Consider the following 23373-nt stretch of genomic DNA (forward strand, 5'->3'; position numbering starts at 1 on the left):
TATCCTCCCGGTGCAACGGTGTGCGTGGTGACTCATTCACTGGCGGTCCCGGCGGTTAAGGGGTGCAGGTCGGGGGCGTTCCGGCCGTCTGGCCGGCCGCGCAGGTGGGCAGGGGTGAGATGGGCGTCGGACCCGCTACGGGTGACGACGTGGTGGGCGTCGGCTTGGGAGCCGCCGTGGTGGGGGCCGGCGACGGCGCCGTGGCATAGATGACGGTAATGAGCGTTCCCTGCGGCACCGTACCGGTCGGGTTCAGTTCCAGGACCGTTCCGGGTGCCGCGGAAGTACTCTCCTGCGGCAACACCGTCACCTGAAGCCCCAGTCCGGCAAGGGAAGCCTGGACCTGCCGGTAGTCCTTGCCCAGGTAGGCCGCCGGAATGACGTTGACCGTCTCCTGCGTGGGCGTGGGGGTGGGCGTCGGCGTGGGCGTGTTCTGCGTCTGCGTCGGCGTTGCGGACGGCGTGGTGCGGGTGGGGGTCGCCGACGTCGGCGGTGCGCTGCTCGTGGTGCTTCCGGACGTGGGATTGCCGGACGGCGAGAAGAGACCCATCTGGTTCAGCAGGAAACCTGCCAGCGCGAACAACAGCAACAGGATCAGGGCCACCAGGGGCCACGTCCACGGGCTGCGGCCCTTGCGCCGGGGCTCGTCGGAGGGGGCGTCGTCGTACGTTTCCTCCTCCCGCTGGTCCCAGTTCCGCTCAGCGGCAAGGGCATTCGCGCGGGCAAGCGGTCCCTGCGGGACATTCGCGTCAGCCGCGCCTGCGCCGCCGGCGGCCATGCCTGCCGCCGCGCCCACAGCTCCCGCTCCGAGCACCGGGAGGGCAGACGTCGCAGTCGGGGCGGAATCATGCTGGGGGCCGATGACACCGGTTGGTGCGGTGGCTGTGTCAACGGGGGCGGTGATGGGGCCCGTGGCGGCGTCGAACAGGAGCATCCCGGGCACGGCGGCACGGGCGGCACTGATATCGCCGTTGCGGATGGCTTCCGCTGCCTCGGCCAGCTTAATGGCGTTGGCGGGCCGCTCCTTGGGGTCCTTGGCGAGCATGGACATCAGGAGCGCCCGCACCGGAGAGGGCAGTGTGTCCGGAAGGGGCGGCGGGGCGTCGTTGACCTGTGCCAGGGCAATGGCGATCTGGGACTCGCCGGAGAAGGGCCGGTGGCCGGTAAGGCACTCGTACCCAATCACGCCAAGCGAATAGATATCCGACGAACCCGTGGCCGTCTGCCCGGTGGCCTGTTCCGGTGAAAGGTACTGGGCCGTTCCCATGACCTGTCCGGTCTGCGTGAGCGGTACCTGGTCGGCCAGGCGGGCGATGCCGAAGTCGGTCACCTTGACCCTGCCGTCGGGAGTGATCAGGAGGTTCCCCGGCTTGACGTCCCGGTGGACCAGGCCCTGGGCGTGCGCGACGGCCAGCGCGCGGGCGGTCTGCGCGATGATCGAGAGCGTACGGTCCGGCGACAGCACCTGTTCGTGCTCGATGATGCTGCTCAGCGGCTGGCCCGGAACCAGTTCCATGACCAGGTAGGCGGAGCCTTCCTCTTCGCCGTAGTCGAACACGTTGGCAATACCCACGTGGTTCAGGAGGGCGGTGTGGCGGGCCTCCGCACGGAAGCGCTGGAGGAACCCGGGATCCCCCGTGTACTCCTCCTTCAGCACCTTGATGGCGACGATGCGGCCCAGGACGAGGTCTTTGGCCTTCCAGACTTCCCCCATGCCGCCAATCGCGATCCGCGTGGTCAGCTGGAATCTGCCGCCGAGGGTGATTCCCGTTGTAGGCCTCACTTATTCAACACCGCCTCAAAAATCTTCTTCGCATTAGGACTGGTCAGCTTTGCTCCCGCGTAGATGTCTACGCCTTCCATGACGATCGTGACGCTGACCTTGGGGTTGTCAGCGGGTGCGAACCCGGTAAACCACGAGTTGTTGGTCCCGTTTCCGAGTTCCGCGGTGCCGGTCTTGCCCGCGACCTGCACGCCGGGCACCGACGCGCCCTTGGCAATACCGTCAGTGACCACGCTGGTCATCCATTCGGTGATCTGCTTGGCGATCTCCGGGGTGGTGGATGTCCTCAGCTGTGCCGGCTGCGGCTCATCAATGACCCGCAGGTCCGGCGAACGGAGCGTCTTGACCAGGCTGGGCGCCATCTGGACGCCGCCGTTGGCGATGGCGTTCGTCATCATGTTGACCTGCAGCGGCGTGACGCGGACGTCCTTCTGGCCGATCGCGGACTGGGCCAGCCCGGGTGCGTCCAGGTTGTCCGGGAAGCCGTTGCCCTGGGCGTGGCCGAGCTTCAGCAGGCCGCCGACGTCCTCGCCGAACCCGAACTTCTTGTATTGGGCGGCGATGGCGTCCCGGCCAAGGTCCTGGGCGATGCTGGCGAACGGGGTGTTGCACGACTGCTGCAGCGCAAAGGCGAAGCCGGCAGTGTCCCGCGTGTAGCAGTTGCCGCCCGCGTAGTTGGGCAGCTTGTACTGGATGCCGTCGAACGGCATTTCCGCCGGGTTGGGCAGGACACTGTCCTTGTTGTACTTACCCGAAGCGAGGGCAGCGGCCGTGTCCACCAGCTTGAAGACCGATCCGGGCGCGAGGAGCTCGCCGGTGGGACCGCTGACGTTCTGGTTCAGGTTGATGCCAGGGACCTTCACCAGCTCGTTCATGTTGGCGCCTTCGGCCGCCGCGTCCTGGGTGGCCACCAGGTTGGGGTTGTAGGACGGTTTGGACGCCATGGCCAGGATGGCGCCGGTCTTGGGGTTGGTGACCACGATGGAACCGCGCTGGCCGTCCGGAATGAGGCTGTATGCCAGCTGCTGGATCTGGGGGTCGATGGTCAGCTCCACGGAAGCGCCCTTGGGCTGGTTTCCCAGGAAGAGCTGGCCCACCCGGTCCAGGAACAGCTGGTCCGAGTTTCCGGCCAGTTCCGCGCCCATGGCCTGTTCGAGGCCGGTGGCGCCGTAGTTCTTGGAGAAGTACCCGGTGATCCCGGCGTAGAGCTCCGGCTGCGGGTAGGTGCGCTGGAACTTGCAGGTTTCCGAGCTTGTTTCCGCGGATTCGGCCACCGGGGTCCCGCCGACGATGATGGCCCCCCGGTCGTTGCAGTAGTTCTGCAGGATGGCGCGCTGGTTGAGCGGGTTGGTCTTCAGGTCATCCGCGCCCACCACCTGGACAAAGCTGATGGCACCGAACAGCAGCGCGAACATGGCCACCGCGGCCACCCATGAATGTCGGATTGCCTGGTTCATGCCTGCTTCACCGCCTCGGTCGGAGTGTCAATGCCGGTTGCCGCTGCTGCCCCGGCCGGTGGCAGCGGCGTGGTGTCCACCGGGCCGCGGGCCGCGTGCGAGATCAGCAGGAGCAGGCCCACGATGATCCAGTTGGCCAGCAGCGACGATCCGCCGGCGGCAAGGAAGGGAGTGGTGAGGCCGGTCAGCGGGATGAGGCGGGTGACGCCGCCGATCACCACAAAGCACTGCAGGGCGATGGCGAAGGAGAGACCACAGGCCAGCAGCTTTCCGAAGGCGTCCCGGGTGCCGAGGGCGGCCCGGAACCCGCGGGTGAACAGCAACAGGTACATCAGGACGACGGCGAACAGTCCGATCAGGCCCAGCTCCTCGCCCAGCGAGGCGATGATCATGTCGCTGTTGGCAAAGGGGACGAGGTCCGGGCGGCCCTGGCCGAGGCCGGTACCCACGAGGCCGCCGTTGGCCATGCCGAACAGCCCTTCGATGACCTGCCGGCTGCCGTTCTCATAGACGTCCGGGGAGAAGGCATTGAGCCAGCCGTAAACCCTTTGCTGGACGTGGGAGAACACCTGGGCAGCCACGAACCCGCCGCCCAGGATCAGGGCCAGGCCGATCACCACCCAGCTGATCCGGCTGGTGGCCACGTAGATCATGACGATGAACAGGCCAAAGAACAGGACGGACGACCCGAGGTCCCGCTGGAAGATCAGCACGCCGATGCTGACCAGCCACGCCGTGATCATCGGGCCCATGTCCTTGAACCGCGGGAACTGCAGCGGGCCGATCTTCCGCCCCGCAAGCAGGATGAGGTCGCGGTTGGAGGAAAGGTACCCGGCGAAGAAAATTGCCAGCGTGATTTTGGCGACTTCACCTGGCTGGAACGTCATGGGGCCCAACCGGATCCACACCCGTGCACCCAGGATCTCGCCGGCGCTGATACCCGGAACGAGCGGCAGGATCAGCAGCAGCGCACTGGCCGCCAGCGAGATGAAGGTGAAGCGGCGCAGGATGCGGTGGTCCTTCAGGAAGAAGACCACCGCCATGGCCACCGCCATGGCGATCAGCGTCCAGCGGAGCTGGTTGTTTCCGGTGTCCTCGCCGGGCGCGTCGAGACGGTGGATCATGGCAAGGCCCAGACCGTTCAGGGCCACCACGATGGGAAGTATTACCGGATCTGCATATTTAGCCCGGAAACGCAGGACGCCGTGGAACACCAGCGCGGCGACCGCGAGGAGGCTGGACTGGAACCAGAAATCCGAGTCGAAGGCCTTCTCCTGGTCCACACCCACCAGCATGTTCGCCCCGATGCCCACGGCCAGGGCCAGTACCAGCAACACCAGTTCGACGTTGCGGCGGGGCTTGGGCATGTTGCTTACCTGGCTCATTTGGCCGCCTCGCAGGTGATGGTGGGGGTGGGCGTGGGGGAAGCCGCCGAGGGCTGGGGCGAAGGGGCAGCAGTGTCCGGGGCAGGCGGCGGTGCAGCCGCGCTGGCGGGCGGCTGGCTGGGTGAAGGGGCCGGGGCGGCGGCGGAGGCCGAAGGCTTGGGGCACTCCTCTTCCGGCGAGGTGGTTCCCGTGAGCTCCAGGTTCTTGACGATCCGCTGGGCATCGTAAAGGTCGTTGGCAGGCACCGTCTGGCGCACGCGCTGCTGCGAGAACGGCGGCAGCGAGTCCATCCGGATATCCGTGACCGCTTCAAGGGAGGACAGCTGGATGGGCCCCAGCCGCTGGGAGACGCCGTTGTAAATAGCCACGCGGGAATCGAATTCCCCCACGTAGTAGCGGGTCTGGGTCCAGGCGTAGCCGAGCCACAGGCCAACAGCCACCACTACCAGCGCGGCGGCCGCAACCGACCAGGCCAGCCAGCGGCGCGGGCGCAGTGGCGGCAGGGCATCATCGGCGTCGCCGGCTGGTTCTGCCTTGTGCGTCAGGAGCGTCGCAGCGCGCCGTGCCACGGTGCGTCCGGCCACCGTGGGGATGGAGCCCGATTCCGCGGCTGCGGCCGCGGCGCCCACCAGTTCGTGCGGGCGGGAAGCCAGCTCTTCGCGCAGTACCTCAGCGGAGAGGTGTTCCCCCAGATGCGGGTCAGTGCTGCCGCTCTCCGCGGCGCCTGCGTCCTTGGCGGGATCTGCGCTCCCGGTTTCGCTGTCGGCGGGTTTCTGCGCGTCCTTGCCCGGATCCTTGCCTTCTTCACCCGGTGCAGGGCCGGTTGGGGTGCCGTCCCCGGATGTCGTGGCGTCCCGGGAAACGGTGGGGGAGGCGGTGGTGGCGGGCGTGGCGTCAGCCGCGGCAGCGGGCTTGGTGCCCGTCACAGGAGGAACGATTTCGACGGCAGCCGTGCTGACGTCGTCGGGCGTTTCCTCCACGATGTCCACCATGACCACGGTGACGTTGTCCGGGGAACCGGCCTCAAGGGTCAGTTCGACCAGGGTGTCAGCGCATTCATGCAGGTTGTGCGTTTCGCGGACGGTCCGCTCCACGGCGTGCGCGGCGACGTAGTTCAGGCCGTCGGAGCACAGCAGCCAGCGGTCACCCGGCCGGGCGTCGAGGGTGTCCAGGTCAAGCTCCGGGCTGGCGTCGACATCGCCGAGGACACGCATGAGGACGTTCTTGTGCGGGTGCGTTTCCGCTTCTTCGGGCCGGAGCCGGCCTTCATCGATGAGCCGCTGGACGAAGGTGTGGTCAACGCTGACCTGCTTGAATTCCCCGTCGCGCAGCCGGTACGCGCGTGAGTCGCCGATGTGCGCGAAATGCAGCTTGCCGTCAGCCAGCAGGAGGGCGGTGACGGTGGTGCCCATGCCTGCCAGTTTCGGGTTGATGTGCACCAGTTCCGACAGCAGGGAGTTGGCGGTCTGGATCTCGTCGGCCAGGATGGTCCCGGCGTCGTCGCCATGCTCGGGGCTGTCCAGGTGGATCATGTCCAGGACGGTCGCGGCCGAGGCTACGTCACCGCCGGCATGGCCGCCCATGCCGTCGGCGACGACGGCAAGGTGCCGTCCGGCGTAGGCGGAGTCATCGTTCTTGGACCGGATCCGGCCGACGTCGGACCGGGCGGCGAAGCGCATGATGAGGGGCCGCTGCGCCGGACTGGAGCCGGTTGCGGGGGTTTCAGCCTCGGCCACGGTTACGGCCTCAATTCAATGACCGTCTTGCCGATTCTTACAGGTACCCCTGGCTCGACGGGCAGGGCACGGGTAAGTTGCTGGTCGCCCAGGTAGGTGCCGTTGGTGGAGCCCAGGTCCTCGATGAACCAGCGGCTGCCCTGCGGGAAGAGCCTGGCGTGGCGGCCGGAGGCGTAATCGTCCTCCAGTACCAGCGTGGCTTCCTGGGCACGGCCCAGCAGGATGGGGCTGGCGGCCAGCGGCAGGGTCCTGCCCTTGAGCGGTCCTTCGACCACCACCAGTTGCCGGGCCTGCTGCTTCACGGGTTGTGGCGGCGCCTCGGCGAGCTCGGGATTCCGCCGCACCTGGCGGGCCGTGGGGGCGCCGGCAGCTGCCTTGCGGCCCACCATGAGGTCCCGGCGCATGGCGGAGACAATGCTGAAGATGAGGACCCAAAGGAGCAGCAGGAAGCCAAACCGCAGTGCGGTGATGGTGAGGTCGCTCATGCGTGGCCACCCGGGGTGGCAGGAAGCAGGCGGAAAATGATCTTTGTCCGTCCCATCGTGATGGTGGAGCCGTCGGTAAGTTCGGTGCTTCCGGAAACCTTCTGGCCGTTGACGTAGCTGCCGTTGGTGGAACCCAAATCCACTGCGCTGGTGACCCCGTTGGCCGTCCTGATCTCCAGGTGCCGCCGGGATACGCCGGTGTCATCGATGTGGATGTCCGCTTCCGATGACCGGCCCAGGACGATGGAGGGGGCGTTCAGGGAGTAGCGCTGCCCGTCGATGTCCAGCACCGGCTGAAGCCTGACCGGCTGCCGGCTGGGGGCCGCCGGGACGTTGGGCCTGGGCTGGGGAGCTCCACCCTGGGACTTTTCGGTTGACGAGGCAATCTCGAAGTCGCCGGCGCGCAGCGCGGAATCGCGGCGGAACGAAATCCGGACGGGGCCCTGGAGGGTGTAACCCTGGCTGCGGACATGGTTGATGACCACATCGCAGAGTTCCTCCGCCAGCGGGGTGCCCCATTCCTGGGCCCGGGCGAAGTCGCCGTCGCTGAGCTGGACGTCGAAGACGTTGGGGACCAGCGTGCGGCCGGCTGCCACGGTAAGGGCCTTATGGTCCACTTCGCGGCGGAGCCGGCTGGCGATTTCCACCGGTTCGACCTGCGCCTTGGAACCGGTGGAGAAGACACCGCGGACGGCCTTTTCAATGCCACGTTCAACCTTGTCAAGCAGACCCATGGTTCTTCTCCTTTCCCCCCGGTTCCGGGGCAGTAGTTGTTGCTGACCAGCACCTGCAGGACAGTTCACCGCCGCGCGGCCTGACAGCTGGCAGCGGCCACTCCTACATCCGATACTACTTGCCACCCCTGCCAATGACCTTAATCCACAACGGCCGGGCGGCGCCGAAAGTTCGGCCGGGCAGGCCGCCGGGCCACGCCCGGGGCCGGTTTTCCGCGGCTCCCGGCAGGCCCCGCGGGCCTTGATTCACCCCCGCCAACAAAGCGATTGGACGGGTTGCGGCGGGCCGCCCGGCAGCCAATTGGTAATTTGCGGCATCTGTCCGTTATGCTTGATCTCGCTGCTTTTACGAGGCGCGGAACGGGAAACCGGACTGGCCGAGTGAAAGAAGTTGCGCGCGAGTGGCGGAACGGCAGACGCGCTGGCTTCAGGTGCCAGTGTCCGAAAGGGCGTGGGGGTTCAAATCCCCCCTCGCGCACGCAATACAAAGAGCCCCGGTCTTAGGACCGGGGCTCTTTTGTGTCTTCCGGTGATTCCGGAGCTTGTCCGCAAAACCCTGCCTGCAAGGTCCGGAAACGCGAACAGGCTTATGAATGCGGCGGCGCAGGCGGCTCCTACTGGCTGGACGGGCGCGCCGAAGCCTTGAACCGGCGTCGGGAATTGGCCAGGTGGGTGCGCATGGCCGCGGCCGCCGCCGCCCCGTCACGGTCGGCGATGGCGTCCAGGATGGACCGGTGCTCCTGCACCACCTGATCGAAATGGTCCCGGGCGTAGTGTTCGACGCCGGTCATCAGGCGGGTGCGGGGCATGGCAATCATGGTCTGCCCCAGTGAGGCCAGGCAGTCGGAGTAAAAGGGATTGCCTGACGCGGCGGCCACTGCCCGGTGGAACTCGAAGTCCGACTTCATGGCGTGGGCGGGGTGGTCTGCGCTTTCACTGAAGGCATCCAGCGCCGCCGTTACCGCACGCAACTGCCGCTCCGTGTGGTTCCGCGCCGCCAGTGCCGCGGCTTCCGTCTCCACTCCCATCCGGAAGGCCAGCAGGTGCAGCCTGTCCTCGGTGGTGGCCACCGGGCGGCCTCCGGGCACTGGCGGGGGACCGTCCGCAGGGGGAGTGAGGGCGAAGCTGCCGCGTCCGCGTTCGGTTTCCACCAGCCCCTCGGCCTGCAGCCGGGTGAGCGCGGCACGGACCACAGTCCTGCTGACGCCGAAATCATTGATGAGCGTATTCTCGCTGGGCAGCTTCTCGCCCGGCTGGATGACGCCGTCGACAATGCGGGTGCGAAGGTCGGCGGCGAGGTCCGCGGTGAGGTTCCGGCTCATGGTTCCAAGGTTACGGCGTCAGGATCGGGCGCCGAACTCCACGCTCTCGGTGGTCCAGGCGCGCGCCTGGTCGCTGAGGGTGACACCAAGGCCGGGACGGTCCGGGACGATCATCCTGCCGTCCTTGGTTTCGAGGCGTTCGTTGAACAGGGGGTCCAGCCAGTCGAAATGCTCCACCCAGGGCTCGCGGGGGTAGGCGGCCGCGAGGTGCAGGTGGATTTCCATGGCGAAGTGCGGGGCCAGGCCCAGTCCGCGCTCGTCCGCCAGTGCGGCGAGGCGCAGGAACTGGGTGATGCCGCCCACGCGCGGGGCGTCCGGCTGGATGATGTCGCAGCCGTTCGCCGCGATGAGGCCCTTGTGCTCGGCCACGGACGCGAGCATCTCGCCGGTGGCAATGGGCGTGTCCAGGACCTGCGCGAGGTGCGCATGGCCTTCGAAGTCGTAGGCGTCGAGGGGCTCTTCGATCCAGATGAGGTCGAAATCCTCCAGCCGGCGGCCCATGCGCAGGGCGGTGGCGCGGTCCCACTGCTGGTTGGCGTCGACCATAAGGGGCACGTCAGGACCGATGTGTTCCCGGATGCCGGCCACCCGGCGCAGGTCCTCCCTGCTGTCGGGGAGGCCCACTTTGATCTTGATGCCGCCGATGCCCTCCTCGATGGACTGCGTGGCGCGTGCCTTGACCTCGTCCAGGGTGGCGTTCAGGAAGCCGCCGGAGGTGTTGTAGGTCCGCACAGAGTCACGGTACGAGCCGAGGAACTTGGCCAGCGGCAGCCCCGCACGCTTGGCCTTGAGGTCATACAACGCGATGTCGACGGCGGCGAGGGCCTGGGTGGCGACGCCCGAGCGGCCGACGGAGGCGCCGGCCCAGAGGAGCTTGGTGTAGATCCTGGCGATGTCGTTCGGGTCCTCGCCGATCAGGCCTTCAGCAACCTCCTTGGCATGCGCGTACTGGGCGGGACCGCCGGCGCGCTTGGAGTAGCTGAAGCCGATCCCGGAGTGGCCCAGTTCGGTGGTGATTTCCGCGAACAGGAACACCACCTCCGTCATGGCCTTTTGCCGGCCGGTGAAGACCTTGGCGTCACTGATGGGAACTGCCAGGGGGAGGCGGGCGGTGGACAGCGTGACGTGCCGGATGAGGTCGACGGTACTCATGGATTCTCCTAGGGGCGGGACCGGGGCTCCTTCGCCCACTCTCTTAGGTTATAAGTCTTCAACTTGTATTACAAGTAGCTCTTGATCCGTGCGGTCCACCACTCCTGCTGCCCCAGGCGGAATAGGGGCGGGCCTGAACGCTGTTGATGCAGGAATGAAGGCAATTACGTACAGCGAATATGGCAGTCCCGACGTCCTTGAGCTGACCGAGCAGCCCGTGCCGAAAGTTGGGCCCGGCATGGTCCTGGTTAAAGTGAAGGCAGCGGCAGTCAACCCCGTCGACTGGAAGATCATGGCCGGCTACCTCGACGCGGCCATGGACCTGCAGTTCCCCGCAGTCCCGGGCTGGGACGTGGCGGGCGTGGTGGAATCCGTGGGTATCGATTCGCGCCAGTTCAAGCCCGGAGACGAAGTGATCGCCTATGGACGCAAGGACTACGTCCACGGCGGCAGCTTTGCCGAATATATTGCCCTCCCCGAAAGGCTCCTGGCCCGGAAGCCTGCCTCCCTTGACTGGAACGCCTCTGCCGGGCTGCCGTTGGCGGGTTTGACCGCCTACCAGGTCCTGAACCGGCTGGGCCTGGCGTCCGGTGAAACCGTGCTGATCCATGGCGGTGCCGGCGGCGTGGGATCCCTCGGTATCCAGATCGCCGTGGCCATGGGTGCCGATGTCATCGCGACGGCATCGGAAAAGAACCATGATTTCCTGCGCTCCCTGGGCGCGCATCCCGTCGCGTACGGTGAGGGCCTTGCCGGCCGGATCAGGTCCCTCCGCCCAGACGGGGTGGAGGTGGTGGCCGATTTCGTCGGCGGCAACCTCGAGGCCACCCTGGCGGTACTTGCCGACGGCGGCCGGCACGCCTCCATTGCCGACAGCGACGTTGAGGAACACGGCGGCACGTGGATGTGGGTCAGCCCTGTCGGTGCCGAGCTGCAGGAGCTTGCCGACCTGGTGGACGACAGGAAGCTGCATGTTGAGGTGGCCGAGGTGTTTCCCCTGGCCCAGGCGGCGGACGCGTTCCGCCTCAACATGGCAGGCCATACCCGCGGCAAGATCGTGGTGGCAGTGGACCAGGCCGCCTGATCAGGGGGCGCGGTCATGACGGCGGCTACGTCCTGATGGCCCCAAGCCCTGCAATCAGGGCCTCGAGCCCAAGGTGGAAGGCTGTGTCGGCCGGGCGGCCCCGTTCCTGCCCGGCCGGCGCGCCTTGTCCGGCTGACGAACTGCGCACCGCAGCCGTGAAATAAGGGGTGGACTCCGCCATCGATCCGGACTCGAAGATGTCTTCCGGCGCCGTGACATCGTACGCGGAGCCAAAGATAAAGGACTCCAGCGCCACGATGGCGGGAACGATGCGCGCCTGGGGGAAGCCGGCGTCGGCAAATCCCTTGCTGACGGTTTCGTACATGGCGAGGGTCTGCGGCGCATCCGTCACCGGCAGGACGGCGATCACGGGGATCAGCGGGGTATGGGCGGCAAAGACGTCCCGGTAGCTCCACGCCCAGCCGCGGACGGCGTCCTCCCAGGTTCCGGAAGCGAATCCGGAGACATCCACCAGGGACATCAGGTGGTCCTCCACCAGCAGCAGCACGTCCTGCTTTGAGGCCACATGGTTGTAGAGGGCGGACGGTGCCACCTCGAGCAGTTTGGCCAGGGCGGCCATGGTGAGTCCGTCGTACCCCTTGCGGTTGATCAGGTCCAGCGCCGCTGCCGTGATCCCGGACTTGTCCAGTACTGCCGCCGATGGCCGGCCGGCCCGCCTCCTCTGTGCACCACCGTTGCTGGTGGTGCGTCCCTGTGCGGCTGATACTGCCGGCATTGCTGCCCTTTCGTTGATGGTCTCCAGCATTATTCCATCCAGTACTTCCGCTCCCCGACGCCAGCAGCTATAGTTCTAATAAATGAATGGCATTCATTTAGTGGTCCCCGTCACCAAGGGCCGCAGAGAGGACATCATGCTGAACCTGAACCGCGACGTCGTTGTCGTTGGAGCCGGCCCGTCCGGCCTGACCGCCGCCCGTGAACTGAAGAAGGCCGGCCTCACCGTTGCCGTGCTCGAGGCCCGCGGCCGCGTGGGCGGCCGCACCTGGACGGATACCGTGGACGGCGCCATGCTTGAAATCGGCGGCCAGTGGGTCTCGCCGGACCAGACCGCCCTCCTTGAACTGCTCGAGGAACTGAACCTGGAGACCTACCCCCGCTACCGTGATGGCGAGTCCATCTACATCGGCGCGGACGGCACACCTGTGCGCTACACGGGCGACACCTTCCCGGTGGACCCGGACACCGCCGTCGAAATGGACCGCCTTGTGGCCCTGCTGGACGGGCTCGCCGCTGAAATCGGCCCGACCGAACCCTGGGCGCATCCCAAGGCCCGCGAGCTGGACACCATCTCCTTCCACCACTGGTTGCGGCAGAACTCGGCCAACGAGGAAGCCTGCAAGAACATCGGCCTGTTCATCGCCGGCGGCATGCTCACCAAGCCCGCGCACTCCTTCTCCGCCCTCCAGGCCGTCCTGATGGCGGCGTCCGCCGGCTCGTTCACCCACCTGACGGACGAGGACTTCATCCTGGACCGCCGCGTGGTGGGCGGCATGCAGCAGGTTTCGCTGCTGCAGGCACAGGAGCTCGGCGACGATGTCGTCCTCGACAGCCCTGTGCGCACCATCAACTGGGAGGCGGACGCCGATGGCGGCCACCGCGTCACCGTCGAGTCGGACCGCGCCACCGTCAACGCCCGCTTCGTGATCATGGCCGTGCCGCCCAACCTCTACTCCCGGGTCTCGTTCAACCCGCCGCTGCCGCGCCGCCAGCACCAGATGCACCAGCACCAATCGCTGGGGCTGGTCATCAAGGTCCACGCCGTCTACGCGGCGCCTTTCTGGCGGGACAAGGGGCTGTCCGGGACCGGCTTCGGCGCGGATGCCCTGGTCCAGGAGGTGTACGACAACACCAACCACGGCGATGCCCGCGGCACCCTGGTGGGCTTCGTATCCGACGAAAAGGCCGATGCCGTCTTCGAGCTGAACGCGGAGGACCGCCGGAAAGCGATCCTGGAATCCATCGCCGGGTATCTGGGCGAGGAAGCGCTGGCGCCGGAGGTCTATTACGAATCCGACTGGGGCTCGGAGGAGTGGACGCGCGGTGCCTACGCGGCCAGCTACGACCTGGGTGGCCTTCACCGCTACGGCAAGGACCAGCACGCGCCGGTGGGCCCGATTTACTGGTCCTCATCCGACCTTGCGGCCGAGGGCTACCAGCACGTGGACGGTGCTATCCGGATGGGACGCATCACCGCCGCGCGCATCGCCGAGGTGGCGAAGGTCCCGGTGGCCGCCGGCTGGTAAATAAGCATGCTTACTATTAGGCTGGCGGCGGGGAGCGTCCCCGACTTCAGACGAACGAGGTGAGGCATGACTGACGCGCAGAGCATCAGCAAGGTTACGGAGATCATCAACGATTCCAGGATCGGAATGGTCACCACCATCAATGAGGAAGGCGCCCTCGTCAGCCGGCCGCTGGCCGTCCAGGAGGTCAAGGACGACGGCGACATGTGGTTCTTCACCGGGCTTGGCACGTCGCAGGTAGCGCACGTCCGGGCCGACCCGCGCGTCAACGTCGCCTTTGGCAAGAACACCGAGTGGGTTTCCGTTGCCGGAACGGCCCAGGTGGTCACCGACCGGGCCAAGATCCACGAGCTGTGGAACCAGGCCGTGGAGGCATGGTTCCCGGACGGCCCGGACACCCCCGAGGTTTGCCTGCTGCACATCGACTCGGACTCGGCGGAGTACTGGACCAGCCCCGGCGGCACCGCAGCCACCGTGCTGCAGTGGGTGAAGTCCAAGGTCACCAACAGCCGGATGAGCGTTGGCGAAAGCGGCACCGTGGAACTGTAGTCCACGGGCTTTAGGGGGCGGGACGGCTAAGGCTGTCCCGCCCTTTTCAGTGCCTGCAGGACCGCCGGCAGGAGGACATCGTTGCGCCCCCACACGGGATCGAGGACTTCGATGTACCAGGAATCCGCGAGCAGGAGCGCCAGGGCGTCATTGGTCTCTTCGGCCCAGTCACGGATCTGTTCCTCGTCCACCGGGTTCTCGCTGGAACCCAGCACGGTGGTGATGTCCTCCCCGGCCAGGGTCACTGGAATGGCGGCGTTGCTGGAATCGCCCGGGGCGTGGGCCACGGCCACCAGTTCGGTGCGGGTGGAGAGCGCCAGCAGGGCCTGGGCGGTGGCGGCGCCGCAAAAACCGGTGACGTACTGCCGCTGGGCCGCACCTTCGGCCAGGATCCCCGGCTGCGATTCCTTGGTGAAAAGCCCGTTCCGGTTCAGCTCGGCAAGCGCCTTGGCAATGGGCCGGGTTTCAGAATCGTAGTCCGCGGCAAAGTGCCCCGGCTGGTACGAGCTGCCGCCCTCCAGCCACCGGGCCGTCAGTTCTCCGGCAGCTTCCAGGCTCGTGGCCTGCCGCCAGACTCCGCGGTCCTCCAGCAGGCGGCCGTACTGGTCATGGACGGGCAGTTCCTCAGGCTTCATCCTGGGATGCTACCGCCGGGCTGCAGGGCCGATCCAGCGCGCCGACACAGCAGTTAATGTCAGGCGCCCTGCTCCGAAGGCTGCGCCGAGGGGATCCCGGCCGCCCGTTCGGCTGCCGCCAGGGAAGCGGCCAGGCTTCCGACGGCGTCCGGGTACCCCCGGTGCGCCGCCTCCCGCTGCTGTTCCGCGGTCCGCAGTGCTTTGATCAGTGCCGAGGTTTCCGGCCGCCGGACGTCGGTCAGATCGGGGAAGTCGATGCTGCACGCCGGGTCCAGCTCATAGTGCCGCCACCGGAGCAGGAGTTCATCATGCTGTGCGCGGGCTGCCTGGTGGGCGAAGTGCTGCTCCCGCTCTTCGCGCCGTGCTGCACGCCGGGCCAGGAACCGTGGAGTTGCCCGGTAGGCTGCAATCCCCGCAGCAGCCCCGGCCCCCGCCAGGATCAATCCGGCCCACGGCGATAACAGCGCAGGAATCAATACGGCGGGGATGGCCACGCAGGCCCCCAGGAAAAGGTCCCAGAACACCTGGTCCGGAGCCTCCGGTGAGCCGGCCCTGGGGGCCAGAACCCGGCGTCGGACGAGGAATACCGTGCCGGCCACGCTGGCCACCAGCACCGGACCGCACAGCAGCACCACCCATGCGCCGTGGAACAGGGACTCCGCCATTGCCATCGCACACCTCCAGGGCCGCAGCCCGGCCGGAAGACCCGGACTGGTCCTTCCATTGCATCGCCTTCCCGCCGGACCGTCAATGCCGGGCCGTCAATGCCGTGGGCGGCCCCGTACCCGCCGTGGCAACTGGAATAAAAGGAGGCCAATCCTGCATTTCCCTCATGAGGGGCCTTTCCACAGGGGCAAGGAGGACGGCAATGACCAGAATTGCAGTGGTGGTGGGCAGCACGCGGCCGGGACGGCGCAGCATGCAGGTTGCCGAATGGGTCCTGAAACGCGCCCGGGAGCACGGCGGCGCGGAGTTTGGGATTTTGGACGTGGCCGATTTTGATCTGCCGCTGCTCGATGAGCCGCTGCCCCCGTCGCTGGGAAACTACCAGCGGGACCACACGAAAAGGTGGGCCGCGGCGGTAGCGGGCTTTGACGGGTTCATCTTCGTGACCGCCGAATACAACCACTCCGTTCCCGGCGCCCTGAAGAACGCGCTGGATTACATCTACGCGGAATGGAACAACAAGGCAGCGGCCTTCGTCAGCTACGGCAGCGCGGGCGGTGTCCGGGCCGTGGAAAACCTCCGGCTGATCGCCGCTGAGCTTCAAATGGCCGACGTGCGGGCCCAGGTTGCCCTGCCGTTCGCCTCTGACTTCCGCGACTACACCACCTTCGCGCCCTCCGATGCCGCCGAGCAGGCACTGCAGCCACTCTTCGAACAGCTCATTTCCTGGTCAACGGCGCTGCAAACCCTCAGGAAGTGAGTAGCGTGGGGTCATGCGACTGAAAATGTGCAGTATCCATGTCCAGGACCCCGCAGCGGCGCACGCCTTTTACACCGGAACGCTCGGTTTTGACACGCTGATGGCCATGCCCGAGCACAACCTCTACATCATCAAGGATCCCGGTGCCGATGACAGTGCCGTCGGCCTTCTCCTTGAGCCGAGCGACAACCCGATCGGTGCCAGCTACATGAACGCGGTGCGTGAGGCCGGACTTCCCGCGATCGTTTTCGGGGTTCCCGACGTGCAGGCCGAGTACGACCGGCTGGTGGCGGCCGGGGTCAGCTTCAAGATTCCGCCCACCACGGATCCGTTCGGGACCAGCGCCGTGTTCGACGACGGCTGCGGCAACTACATCCAGATCCACCAGGACTGAGGGCTACTTCGCCTGCGCGCGGTCCTTCTTTGCCTGCTTCTTCGCGGCCTCTTCCTTGACCCGCTGCGCTTCGGCGCGCACGGCGGCGTGCGTAGCGCGCTCGGTGACCAGCCACTGCGGCGGAGCCTGCAGCAGAGCCGTGATCTCCGCCGTCGTGAGGGCTTCCTCTACACCGCCGCGGGCCAGGCCGCTGATGGAGACGTTCAGCTTCTGCGCCACGACGGGACGGGGGTGCGGGCCGTTCCGGCGGAGCTCGGCCAGCCATTCCGGCGGGTTGGCCTGGAGTTCGGCGAACTCCTCACGGGAGATGGTTGAATCCTGGAACTCCTGCGGCGTGGCCGGGAGATAGATGCCAAGTTTCTTGGCAACGGTGGCCGGCTTCATGGACTGGGAGTTTGCAGAGGTCATGCTTCAAGGGTATCCGGGCGGCGGGTACTGTGAAGACGTGCCCGCCGACAATACCCCTGCTCCCAATGCCCAGGCCCCCGCTGAAGGCCAAACCACCGCCCAGGCCCAGTCCGCCGCCGACGCAGCGGAACCCCGGGTACTGCGCATCGCCTACGTCGCCGGCGTCACTCCCGGAAAATGGATCCGCCGCTGGGAAGAGCGGATGCCGAATATTCCCCTCGAGGCATTCATGGTCGATGATGACGTGCAGCTTAAGAGCCTGCATGACGGTGCCGCGGCGATGGCCTTTGTCCGCCTGCCGATTGAACGCCAAGGGCTCAGCGTCATACCGCTGTACGAGGAACAGCCGGTGGTGGTGGCGCCAAAGGGCCATGAAATTTCGGTGTTTGAGGAAGTGGCCCTGGCCGACCTGGCGCAGGAATCGTTCCTCGACATAGTTTCCCTTGGTGGCCCGGAGGCTGCCCTCCACGTGGTTGCGGCGGGGGCAGGCCTGGTGATCCTCCCCATGTCGGTGGCACGCCACCTGAACGTCAAGGACACCGTGGCGCGCAGGCTCACCGGCGCCGACGGAACCGAAATCGCCTTGGCCTGGCCCACCGAATCCACGGATGAGGTGCTGGAGGAGTTCATCGGCATCGTGCGCGGACGCACCGCCCAGAGCTCACGCCAGCCTTCCGCCCAGCCCGTCAAGGTGAAGAAGGAACCCAAGCCCGACCGCCGCGGCACCGGTGCCAAAAAGGCACCGAAGGTGGCGCAGCGCTACGCCCCGAACCCTGACAAGGGCCGGGGGAAGGGATCGCGGAAGAAGGGCAAGCGCTAGGAACAGCAGACACGCGCTAAGAAGACAGCAGAACAGGCCGGCTCCGCGGGTGGCGGTGCCGGCCTGCCTGGTTGGGGTTATCGCCTTGTGGTGCCGTGGGGGTTGGGTCTAGGTGTTTTGGATGGTGTCTTTGGCGTCGGTGGCGCGGTCTTTGACGTCGTTGGCTGCGTATTGGCCTTCGGTTTTGACGTTTTGGGCGGCGTCGGTGGCGGTGGCCTTGACGTTTTCCATGGCTTCCTGGGCTGGTTCCTTGAGGTCCTGGGCCATGGTTTTGGCGGCGTCGGTGACCTGGGTGGCCAGGGGTTGGGCTGCGGTTTTGAGTTGGTCCGCGGCTTCGCGTTCTTTTTGGCTGGCCGGGATCAGGGAGGAGATCAGCATGCCGGCGCCGAACGCGATGAGTCCGGCGGCGAGGGGGTTGCCGGCGGTTTTGGCTTTGACCTGGTCCGGGGCGTTGGAGACGGCGGTGCCGGCGTCGGAGAGTTTGGCGGCGACGTTGTCTTTGGCCTCGTGCAGGGTGTCGGCGGCGGAGTGCGTGCCCGTTCCCGTGCCGGTTGCGGTGTAAGTGGTGTCGGTGTAGGTGGTGTTGTGGGTGCGGGTTTCGGGGTGGTCTGCTGCTCCCATGATTTTCTCCTTGACCCCGGTCACGGCGTCCCGGACCTTGTCGGTTTGGCGGTGGACGATGTTGGACGGGGTGACTTTGTCGGCCACGGCGTCGACGTTGGTGCCCAGGCGTGCCCGGGTGGCTTCTATGTCTGCGCGGATGACGTCGGGGTTTTCGCTCATCGGTTTACCTCGCCTGGTTTGAGGGTGGGGGGTATTTCTGAGAGGGTTTCGCCGGTTTGGGGCAGGCCCTTGATCTGCTTGAGTTCCTTGCGGCCGGTCGAGGCCAGGACCGCGGCGATGATGGCCCAGATAACGGCGACGATCAGGGCGGACCAGCCCAGGGGCATGATGGCGCCCAGGGCCCACATCAGGGCCAGGGAGAGGAAGAGCAGGACGAAGTGTCCGCCGATGCCGGCGCCGGCGAGCATGCCGGCGCCTTTCCCGGCGCGGGTGGCGGATTGCTTGGCTTCGGCTTTGGCCAGTTCCACTTCCTGGCGCATCAGGGTGGACAGGTCCCGGGTGACGTCCCCGAGCAGTTCACCCAGGGACGCGTTGTCCGCTTTCACGTGCGCCGCGCTGGGCGGCGGCTCCGGAATCTGGCTGCTCATCACAGACCACCCGTTCCGTGGCGGCCGGTTCCGGTGGTTCCCTCGTTGCCGAACGACTCGTCATCGTTGTAGACGCCGTTTTCGGCCCGGTAGGGATCGTCGTCGAACCGAAGCGGCGACTCCTCCGCGGTGCCGGAGGGCAGGGTGCTGGTGGACACGGGGCCTCCGCCGCCTACTGTTGGCGGCGCGAACAGGTCATCTGTTCCGGCTGCGTAGACGGTCTCCTGGTGCAGCGGAGCCACAGGCGGCGACTGCACGGCTGGCGGCTGCACGGCCCGGTGCTGGCCGGAAGCCGAAACCTGGCCCTGGGTTTCCGGGGCGCCTGCGGTGAGGCCGCGGGTCAGGCGTCCGGCCAGGACGCCGGCGCCTGCCGCGAGGAGCAGGAAGGTTCCGGGGTTGTTGCGGGCGTACCGCTGGACTTCGGTCAGGAGGTCGCCGGGCTGCCGGTTCTCCAGCCAGGACGCCACCGAGGACGCGCGGTCGGCTGCCTGGCGGACCAGGTCGCTGGCCATGCCCTGCTGGTCCGGGGCGCTGGCCATGCTGTGCAGCTGGCTGGAAATATTGCGGATGCCTTCGGCGGCTTTCTGCTGCTGGGTGCCTGCCTGGCTGGTCAGGCCGGTCCTGGCCTGGTGCAGCAGGTCCTGCGCGTTGGCCTTGGCCTCGTGCGCCACGTTCGCGGCCTCGCTCTTGGCAGTCTCCGCAACACTCTGCGCCGCGGATGACGCCTCGCCGGCAACGTTGGAGGCCTCCTGCTTGGCCGCCTGGGTCTTGGAGGTGTCACCGGTACCCACGGGGTACGTGGTCTCCGGAACCGCAGCTGTTGTGCCGTAGGGATCTGGGATTCCCGGCTCGGTTGCGGTGCGGGGTGTCTGGGGCCATTGGTTCTCTGTCATCTTCGCTCTCTTTCCGAAAGGGGTAGCTGGCGATCAAGAACCAGCAGTGCTGGCAACTTAGTAAGCAAGGTTACTAATTAGATACTAAGCACACTTTTCAAATCGAATGCAAGGGTTAATGCCGGGCGGCGGGTTTCGGTGCCGCTGAAACGCCCAGGGGGCGGCGCGGGGATAGTAAGCCTACTTGCGAATAGGTTGCTAAGCATGCTTATTGTAGGAGTGTAGCGACGCAGGGTGACCAGCACTTCGCCACCTACAGGAAGGCCACGGCCGATGACCAGCAATCTCGATCCGGACGCCCGGAGCAGCTACCGCCTCATCACTCTGGCGGCGCGGCTGATCCAGCGGCGCCAGGACGATGCACTGGCCCCCCTTGGCCTCACCCGGGCGGCTGTCATTGCCTTGGAAGGCCTGACGGGGGGCCCATTGAACCAGGAGCAGCTTGCCGATGCCATTAGGGTCCAAAGCCAGACGCTCGGCCGGGTGCTTGCCCGGCTCGAGTCGGCCGGACTCATCACCCGCACGCGCCACGCGTCGGACCGCCGGCAGCTGAAAGTGGAACTGACGGACGCCGGCCTTGCGGCGGTGGACGCAGCCCGGCAGGCAGAAATCAACGCCTATCCGGACGATCCGGACATAGCGTGGAAGGCGCTGCGGGAGGAACTGACGAAGTTCGTGCAGGCCGTTCCCCCTGGCCGGGACACGGGCGTGCTGCCGTTCGCGCCGCCCGAGCACCGGGCAGGACATGTGCACAGGCCCCCGCCCGGGCGGGCAGGAGGCCTGCGCGGCTGGGAACAACCACGCCAGAACTGAGGATGCCACCGGGCTGGGTGTCGGCACGCTCTGCCATGACCGTCTCCTTCGCACGTGGTCCTGCATGACACGCTTACGGGCTGTCACTCCACGGTAGCCGCGGGAAAGAGCAGGCTGAAGGGACTTCCGGCCCCCGGGCCGGTCAGGCCTGGCAGGCGTCCCTCAGGGCCTGGACGGAGCCGGCCGGCACCTGGTCCCCGGCCTCCGCAATCTGGCCCAGCGGCGTCGTAATTTCCGTGGGCACCCCGGCGGTCCGGGCGGCCGAAACCAGCCCGGCCAGCACCTGCTTGTCCGAGGCACTGACCAGGCCGTCCTGGACCACTGCGCAGATCTGACGGTTCAGTTCCTGGGCGGCGGCGGAGGCGGCTTTGGAGGCGGCATCGCTGGCGGCGTTGCCGGCAGCTTCCCCCACTGCGCCGCAGCCCGTAAGCAGCAGGGCAGTGCACAGTGCGGTGGCGGGCGCGACGGCGGTGCGGAAGCTCATGCCCCCAGCGTACCGGTGGCAGGTTAATGGCGGGCCGGCACGCCCAGGATGCTGTCCAGCAGTCCGTTCCGGAATTTGCCCTCGGGGTCATGCCGTGCGGCGAGGGAACGGAAGTCGTCGAAGCGGGGGTACAACTGCGCCCAGTCATGCCCGCCGGCGGTGAACAGTTTGCCCCAGTGCGGGCGTGCGCCGAACGGCCGAAGCGCCTCTTCGAGTTCTGGGAGGACGGCCTCCACAGCGGCCTGCAGCGGTTTCCAGGTGAAGTGCAGGGCCACGCTTTGTTGCCGGTAGAACGGGCTGAGCCAGAACTCATCGGCCGCGCCGGTCCGGATTTCCGAGACGAACAGCAGGGGCGCCAGCCGGTCCGCCAGGCCACGGACGGCCTGGAGCGCCGCGGGGGCATGCTCAAGGGGAAGGATGAACTCACTCTGCAGTTCGTCCCCGTTGCTTGGGGTGAACTCGTGGCGGAAGTGCGGCAGCCGGTCCAGCCACAGTCCGGGTTGGTCCAGCTGCGCGGTGCAGTTTTCGGCGGACATGTCCGGGAGCGGGTGCCGGGGGCTGACGGCGGCCCTGGCACCGAACAAGCCGGGAAGCGGCGGCTCGCCCTCAACGGCCTTGAGCCAGACCTGGTTGATCCTGTCGCCGGCATAGTCCGTGAACAGGCTGACGCTGTACGCGCTGGACACGATGGCACCGAAATCCGACAGCGCGTTCTCCCAGGGCAGGTCCTCAAGGACCCGTTGGCGCATGGTGAAGCTTGGCCGCACCGACAGTTCCAGGCCGGTGACGATGCCCAGGGCGCCGATGCCCACCACGCTGGCCAGGAATTCGTCCCCGTCCGCGCGGCTGAGAGTGGCGTGCTCGCCGGACGCCCTGACCAGCTCGATGGATTCCACGGCACCCGCAAGTGCCTGGTTGTTCACCCCCGAGCCGTGCGTTCCGGTCTGCACCGCGCCCGCCACCGAGATGTGCGGCAGCGAGGCAAGGTTGTGGATTGCCATGCCGGACTCTTCCAGGGTGCGGCACAGCGCGCCGTAGCTGACTCCGCCGCTGACCCGTACGGTCCCCCGGGCGGTGTCCAGCTCCACCTGCTGCGGCAGGGCGTCGAGAAGCACGTGCACGCCGTCGGTATCGCCCACCCGGTTGAACGAATGCCGGGAGCCGAGCGCCTTCACCCGCGGTGCCGCGGCCACTGCTTCAGCCAGCTCAGCGACGGATTCCGGCCGGACGACGTCCGCGGAGGAGTATTCGAGGTTTCCTGCCCAGTTCTTCATCGGGTGGCTTTCACTTGGGGTCGGTTTCCTCCACTGTCAGCGCTAACAATCCCGCCTGTCAAGGCGCTTCCGCCGTGCGGTCGGAGCTTGTGCAGGCGGGGACGCCACCCAGTGGCTCGGCTGCTCCAGGCCGGCCGGGAGGCTGGTCGATCCGCTGCCCCTGGCGGCGCTGACCTGCGGCTGGGTGAGGAAGAGCGCACCGGCGAGGTCGGCGCCGTCGAGCCTCGCGTCCCGCAGGTCCGCCCCCAGGAGGTCCGTCGCCGTCAGGTCGGCGCCCCGCAGGTCGGCTGCGATCAGGCAGGCGCCGCGTAGATCGGCTCCGCACAGCGGGATCCCCCGCAGGTCGGCCCCCGCCAGGTCAGCGCCGGCCTCCAGGGACGCCCGCCGGCTCGGGGTGGAGTAACCCCCGTGGGTGGATTCTTTGCCAAAGTATCCGGCGCGTGCCTCTTCGCTGACCACGCGCAGCGTCTCGCCCACCCGCCGGTGGAGGGACTCAACGTCGGCCGCCAGGAGGTCTTCCAGCCCGCTGTCCGCGACCTTCCGGACGGCGCCCGCCAGGTGCCGCACGTCCCCGGCAGTATCCGGGCCGTAGGCCCTTACCGCGGCCTGGCCCAGCAGCCACAGCATCTCGTGCAGTTGGCGCAGGACCCTGAAGGCGGCGAACATACCGGCCGCGGAGTCCGGGTTGTCGCGCCAGCTGACGCCGTGGAACAGCCGCTGGCTGACCGCCTGTCCGGCGCCGAAGCAGTCAAAGACCGTGCAGCCGGTGAAGCCCCGGGGCCGGAGCCGGTCATGGATGGTGCAGGAGAAGTCCGCAGCCAGGTTGGCGCACGGCGTGGCAGGCGGCTTGTCGATGGCGAAGTCCGCCGAGCGCGCGAATCCGAAAGCGGTGCAGCACAGCGCGAAGCAGTGTGCGCAGTCAGGCCGGAGGGTGCCCCGGCCGGGGGAATTGTCCGTTGATGAGGGTGCAGTGGGTTTCATGGTGGCTCCCGAAGGTGGTTCCGATAAGGGTGCGGAAGGGAGGGGAACCCAGGGCTGGGTCCCCCTCCCGGGCGCACGGAATC

25 protein-coding genes and 1 tRNA gene are annotated in these 23373 nt (G+C 67.2%); 8 read left to right on the top strand and 18 right to left on the bottom strand.

Annotated elements, in window-relative coordinates:
- Nucleotides 1–55: 55 nt before the first annotated feature.
- The 6 genes from PUN71_RS14475 to PUN71_RS14500 are packed head-to-tail and all read right to left on the bottom strand — an operon-like array spanning nucleotide 56 to nucleotide 7580.
- The gene (locus tag PUN71_RS14475; protein WP_277798961.1) at nucleotides 56–1783 is read right to left on the bottom strand and encodes a serine/threonine-protein kinase; all 1728 of its coding nucleotides are present in this window, start codon (nucleotides 1781–1783) and stop codon (nucleotides 56–58) included.
- Complete coding sequence (locus PUN71_RS14480; RefSeq protein ID WP_277798962.1) at nucleotides 1780–3240, bottom strand: peptidoglycan D,D-transpeptidase FtsI family protein; 1461 nt, start codon at nucleotides 3238–3240, stop codon at nucleotides 1780–1782. The genes PUN71_RS14475 and PUN71_RS14480 overlap by 4 nt, the downstream gene beginning before the upstream one ends.
- Nucleotides 3237–4625: an FtsW/RodA/SpoVE family cell cycle protein gene (locus PUN71_RS14485; protein WP_043448655.1), complete on the bottom strand. Its 1389-nt coding sequence runs from the start codon at nucleotides 4623–4625 to the stop codon at nucleotides 3237–3239. Before PUN71_RS14485 ends, PUN71_RS14480 begins: the two co-directional genes overlap by 4 nt.
- Complete coding sequence (locus tag PUN71_RS14490; protein ID WP_502860750.1) at nucleotides 4622–6361, bottom strand: PP2C family protein-serine/threonine phosphatase; 1740 nt, start codon at nucleotides 6359–6361, stop codon at nucleotides 4622–4624. The genes PUN71_RS14485 and PUN71_RS14490 overlap by 4 nt, the downstream gene beginning before the upstream one ends.
- 2 nt (nucleotides 6362–6363) lie before the next feature.
- Nucleotides 6364–6846, bottom strand: a complete 483-nt coding sequence (locus PUN71_RS14495) for an FHA domain-containing protein FhaB/FipA (RefSeq protein WP_043448659.1) — start codon at nucleotides 6844–6846, stop codon at nucleotides 6364–6366.
- Nucleotides 6843–7580, bottom strand: coding sequence for an FHA domain-containing protein (locus tag PUN71_RS14500; RefSeq protein WP_277798963.1), 738 nt, complete (start codon nucleotides 7578–7580; stop codon nucleotides 6843–6845). Before PUN71_RS14500 ends, PUN71_RS14495 begins: the two co-directional genes overlap by 4 nt.
- Nucleotides 7581–7975: 395 nt before the next feature.
- On the opposite strand from PUN71_RS14500, the gene PUN71_RS14505 reads away from it, so the two are divergent.
- A tRNA-Leu gene (locus PUN71_RS14505) sits at nucleotides 7976–8058 on the top strand.
- Between the two features lie 136 nt (nucleotides 8059–8194).
- On the opposite strand, the gene PUN71_RS14510 is transcribed toward PUN71_RS14505, so the two are convergent.
- Nucleotides 8195–8902, bottom strand: a complete 708-nt coding sequence (locus PUN71_RS14510; protein WP_277798964.1) for a FadR/GntR family transcriptional regulator — start codon at nucleotides 8900–8902, stop codon at nucleotides 8195–8197.
- A gap of 18 nt (nucleotides 8903–8920) precedes the next feature.
- A complete protein-coding gene (locus PUN71_RS14515) occupies nucleotides 8921–10054 on the bottom strand; it encodes an L-talarate/galactarate dehydratase (protein ID WP_277798965.1) in 1134 nt (377 codons plus the stop codon).
- A gap of 154 nt (nucleotides 10055–10208) precedes the next feature.
- Between PUN71_RS14515 and PUN71_RS14520 the strand changes: the two genes are divergently transcribed.
- On the top strand, nucleotides 10209–11138 hold the full coding sequence (locus tag PUN71_RS14520; protein WP_277798966.1) for an NADP-dependent oxidoreductase: 930 nt from the start codon (nucleotides 10209–10211) through the stop codon (nucleotides 11136–11138).
- A 25-nt stretch (nucleotides 11139–11163) separates the two neighbouring features.
- Here PUN71_RS14520 and PUN71_RS14525 read toward each other — a convergent pair whose 3' ends face one another.
- The gene (locus tag PUN71_RS14525; protein WP_277798967.1) at nucleotides 11164–11904 is read right to left on the bottom strand and encodes a TetR/AcrR family transcriptional regulator; all 741 of its coding nucleotides are present in this window, start codon (nucleotides 11902–11904) and stop codon (nucleotides 11164–11166) included.
- Nucleotides 11905–11956: 52 nt separating this feature from the next.
- Between PUN71_RS14525 and PUN71_RS14530 the strand changes: the two genes are divergently transcribed.
- The gene (locus PUN71_RS14530; protein ID WP_277798968.1) at nucleotides 11957–13402 is read left to right on the top strand and encodes a flavin monoamine oxidase family protein; all 1446 of its coding nucleotides are present in this window, start codon (nucleotides 11957–11959) and stop codon (nucleotides 13400–13402) included.
- 66 nt (nucleotides 13403–13468) lie between these two features.
- Nucleotides 13469–13951 carry a pyridoxamine 5'-phosphate oxidase family protein gene (locus tag PUN71_RS14535; RefSeq protein WP_277798969.1) on the top strand — a complete coding sequence of 161 codons (483 nt, stop codon included), beginning with the start codon at nucleotides 13469–13471 and terminating at the stop codon, nucleotides 13949–13951.
- A 26-nt stretch (nucleotides 13952–13977) separates the two neighbouring features.
- On the opposite strand, the gene PUN71_RS14540 is transcribed toward PUN71_RS14535, so the two are convergent.
- Together PUN71_RS14540 and PUN71_RS14545 are read right to left on the bottom strand one after the other, a co-directional pair.
- On the bottom strand, nucleotides 13978–14586 hold the full coding sequence (locus tag PUN71_RS14540) for a DUF6919 domain-containing protein (RefSeq protein ID WP_277798970.1): 609 nt from the start codon (nucleotides 14584–14586) through the stop codon (nucleotides 13978–13980).
- A gap of 59 nt (nucleotides 14587–14645) precedes the next feature.
- The gene (locus PUN71_RS14545) at nucleotides 14646–15257 is read right to left on the bottom strand and encodes a hypothetical protein (RefSeq protein WP_277798971.1); all 612 of its coding nucleotides are present in this window, start codon (nucleotides 15255–15257) and stop codon (nucleotides 14646–14648) included.
- Between the two features lie 197 nt (nucleotides 15258–15454).
- Here PUN71_RS14545 and PUN71_RS14550 point away from each other — a divergent pair, with 197 nt between their 5' ends.
- Together PUN71_RS14550 and PUN71_RS14555 are read left to right on the top strand one after the other, a co-directional pair.
- Complete coding sequence (locus PUN71_RS14550) at nucleotides 15455–16012, top strand: NADPH-dependent FMN reductase (RefSeq protein ID WP_277798972.1); 558 nt, start codon at nucleotides 15455–15457, stop codon at nucleotides 16010–16012.
- A 13-nt stretch (nucleotides 16013–16025) separates the two neighbouring features.
- Nucleotides 16026–16406 (top strand): VOC family protein, encoded by a 381-nt coding sequence (locus PUN71_RS14555; protein WP_043448682.1) that lies wholly within the window; start codon nucleotides 16026–16028, stop codon nucleotides 16404–16406.
- Nucleotides 16407–16409: 3 nt separating this feature from the next.
- On the opposite strand, the gene PUN71_RS14560 is transcribed toward PUN71_RS14555, so the two are convergent.
- The gene (locus PUN71_RS14560) at nucleotides 16410–16814 is read right to left on the bottom strand and encodes a DUF5997 family protein (RefSeq protein ID WP_043448684.1); all 405 of its coding nucleotides are present in this window, start codon (nucleotides 16812–16814) and stop codon (nucleotides 16410–16412) included.
- Between PUN71_RS14560 and PUN71_RS14565 the strand changes: the two genes are divergently transcribed.
- Nucleotides 16777–17634, top strand: a complete 858-nt coding sequence (locus PUN71_RS14565) for a LysR family substrate-binding domain-containing protein (RefSeq protein ID WP_277798973.1) — start codon at nucleotides 16777–16779, stop codon at nucleotides 17632–17634. The two genes, PUN71_RS14560 and PUN71_RS14565, sit on opposite strands and share 38 nt — an antisense overlap.
- 108 nt (nucleotides 17635–17742) lie before the next feature.
- On the opposite strand, the gene PUN71_RS14570 is transcribed toward PUN71_RS14565, so the two are convergent.
- From PUN71_RS14570 to PUN71_RS14580, 3 genes are read right to left on the bottom strand one after another with little or no spacing between them, the layout of a single operon-like run.
- A complete protein-coding gene (locus PUN71_RS14570; protein ID WP_277798974.1) occupies nucleotides 17743–18417 on the bottom strand; it encodes a DUF3618 domain-containing protein in 675 nt (224 codons plus the stop codon).
- Entirely contained in the window at nucleotides 18414–18845 is a 432-nt protein-coding gene (locus tag PUN71_RS14575) for a phage holin family protein (RefSeq protein WP_277798975.1), read from the bottom strand. The genes PUN71_RS14570 and PUN71_RS14575 overlap by 4 nt, the downstream gene beginning before the upstream one ends.
- Nucleotides 18845–19738 carry a hypothetical protein gene (locus PUN71_RS14580; RefSeq protein ID WP_277798976.1) on the bottom strand — a complete coding sequence of 298 codons (894 nt, stop codon included), beginning with the start codon at nucleotides 19736–19738 and terminating at the stop codon, nucleotides 18845–18847. Before PUN71_RS14580 ends, PUN71_RS14575 begins: the two co-directional genes overlap by 1 nt.
- Before the next feature lie 273 nt (nucleotides 19739–20011).
- Here PUN71_RS14580 and PUN71_RS14585 point away from each other — a divergent pair, with 273 nt between their 5' ends.
- Nucleotides 20012–20551 carry a MarR family winged helix-turn-helix transcriptional regulator gene (locus tag PUN71_RS14585; protein WP_277798977.1) on the top strand — a complete coding sequence of 180 codons (540 nt, stop codon included), beginning with the start codon at nucleotides 20012–20014 and terminating at the stop codon, nucleotides 20549–20551.
- A gap of 142 nt (nucleotides 20552–20693) precedes the next feature.
- On the opposite strand, the gene PUN71_RS14590 is transcribed toward PUN71_RS14585, so the two are convergent.
- From PUN71_RS14590 to PUN71_RS14600, 3 genes are read right to left on the bottom strand one after another with little or no spacing between them, the layout of a single operon-like run.
- Nucleotides 20694–21035 carry a hypothetical protein gene (locus PUN71_RS14590; protein ID WP_277798978.1) on the bottom strand — a complete coding sequence of 114 codons (342 nt, stop codon included), beginning with the start codon at nucleotides 21033–21035 and terminating at the stop codon, nucleotides 20694–20696.
- A 23-nt stretch (nucleotides 21036–21058) separates the two neighbouring features.
- Nucleotides 21059–22309 (bottom strand): D-arabinono-1,4-lactone oxidase, encoded by a 1251-nt coding sequence (locus PUN71_RS14595; RefSeq protein ID WP_277798979.1) that lies wholly within the window; start codon nucleotides 22307–22309, stop codon nucleotides 21059–21061.
- A gap of 42 nt (nucleotides 22310–22351) precedes the next feature.
- Nucleotides 22352–23290 (bottom strand): pentapeptide repeat-containing protein, encoded by a 939-nt coding sequence (locus PUN71_RS14600; protein WP_277798980.1) that lies wholly within the window; start codon nucleotides 23288–23290, stop codon nucleotides 22352–22354.
- Nucleotides 23291–23373 lie beyond the last annotated feature (83 nt).

Origin of the sequence: Arthrobacter sp. NQ7, assembly GCF_029581595.2 — a bacterium.
GTDB lineage: Bacteria > Actinomycetota > Actinomycetes > Actinomycetales > Micrococcaceae > Arthrobacter > Arthrobacter phenanthrenivorans_B.

What these genes read in the sequence shown, in the direction of transcription:
- PUN71_RS14510 (WP_277798964.1), bottom strand. Translation starts at nt 8,902, where the DNA reads ATGAGCCGGAACCTCACCGCGGACCTCGCCGCCGACCTTCGCACCCGC.
- PUN71_RS14525 (WP_277798967.1), bottom strand. Translation starts at nt 11,904, where the DNA reads ATGCTGGAGACCATCAACGAAAGGGCAGCAATGCCGGCAGTATCAGCC.
- PUN71_RS14535 (WP_277798969.1), top strand. Translation starts at nt 13,469, where the DNA reads ATGACTGACGCGCAGAGCATCAGCAAGGTTACGGAGATCATCAACGAT.
- PUN71_RS14485 (WP_043448655.1), bottom strand. Translation starts at nt 4,625, where the DNA reads ATGAGCCAGGTAAGCAACATGCCCAAGCCCCGCCGCAACGTCGAACTG.
- PUN71_RS14520 (WP_277798966.1), top strand. Translation starts at nt 10,209, where the DNA reads ATGAAGGCAATTACGTACAGCGAATATGGCAGTCCCGACGTCCTTGAG.
- PUN71_RS14495 (WP_043448659.1), bottom strand. Translation starts at nt 6,846, where the DNA reads ATGAGCGACCTCACCATCACCGCACTGCGGTTTGGCTTCCTGCTGCTC.
- PUN71_RS14560 (WP_043448684.1), bottom strand. Translation starts at nt 16,814, where the DNA reads ATGACCTCTGCAAACTCCCAGTCCATGAAGCCGGCCACCGTTGCCAAG.
- PUN71_RS14580 (WP_277798976.1), bottom strand. Translation starts at nt 19,738, where the DNA reads ATGACAGAGAACCAATGGCCCCAGACACCCCGCACCGCAACCGAGCCG.
- PUN71_RS14600 (WP_277798980.1), bottom strand. Translation starts at nt 23,290, where the DNA reads ATGAAACCCACTGCACCCTCATCAACGGACAATTCCCCCGGCCGGGGC.
- PUN71_RS14500 (WP_277798963.1), bottom strand. Translation starts at nt 7,580, where the DNA reads ATGGGTCTGCTTGACAAGGTTGAACGTGGCATTGAAAAGGCCGTCCGC.
- PUN71_RS14595 (WP_277798979.1), bottom strand. Translation starts at nt 22,309, where the DNA reads ATGAAGAACTGGGCAGGAAACCTCGAATACTCCTCCGCGGACGTCGTC.
- PUN71_RS14545 (WP_277798971.1), bottom strand. Translation starts at nt 15,257, where the DNA reads ATGGCAATGGCGGAGTCCCTGTTCCACGGCGCATGGGTGGTGCTGCTG.
- PUN71_RS14515 (WP_277798965.1), bottom strand. Translation starts at nt 10,054, where the DNA reads ATGAGTACCGTCGACCTCATCCGGCACGTCACGCTGTCCACCGCCCGC.
- PUN71_RS14590 (WP_277798978.1), bottom strand. Translation starts at nt 21,035, where the DNA reads ATGAGCTTCCGCACCGCCGTCGCGCCCGCCACCGCACTGTGCACTGCC.
- PUN71_RS14550 (WP_277798972.1), top strand. Translation starts at nt 15,455, where the DNA reads ATGACCAGAATTGCAGTGGTGGTGGGCAGCACGCGGCCGGGACGGCGC.
- PUN71_RS14555 (WP_043448682.1), top strand. Translation starts at nt 16,026, where the DNA reads ATGCGACTGAAAATGTGCAGTATCCATGTCCAGGACCCCGCAGCGGCG.
- PUN71_RS14540 (WP_277798970.1), bottom strand. Translation starts at nt 14,586, where the DNA reads ATGAAGCCTGAGGAACTGCCCGTCCATGACCAGTACGGCCGCCTGCTG.
- PUN71_RS14575 (WP_277798975.1), bottom strand. Translation starts at nt 18,845, where the DNA reads ATGAGCAGCCAGATTCCGGAGCCGCCGCCCAGCGCGGCGCACGTGAAA.
- PUN71_RS14570 (WP_277798974.1), bottom strand. Translation starts at nt 18,417, where the DNA reads ATGAGCGAAAACCCCGACGTCATCCGCGCAGACATAGAAGCCACCCGG.
- PUN71_RS14530 (WP_277798968.1), top strand. Translation starts at nt 11,957, where the DNA reads ATGAATGGCATTCATTTAGTGGTCCCCGTCACCAAGGGCCGCAGAGAG.
- PUN71_RS14585 (WP_277798977.1), top strand. Translation starts at nt 20,012, where the DNA reads ATGACCAGCAATCTCGATCCGGACGCCCGGAGCAGCTACCGCCTCATC.
- PUN71_RS14480 (WP_277798962.1), bottom strand. Translation starts at nt 3,240, where the DNA reads ATGAACCAGGCAATCCGACATTCATGGGTGGCCGCGGTGGCCATGTTC.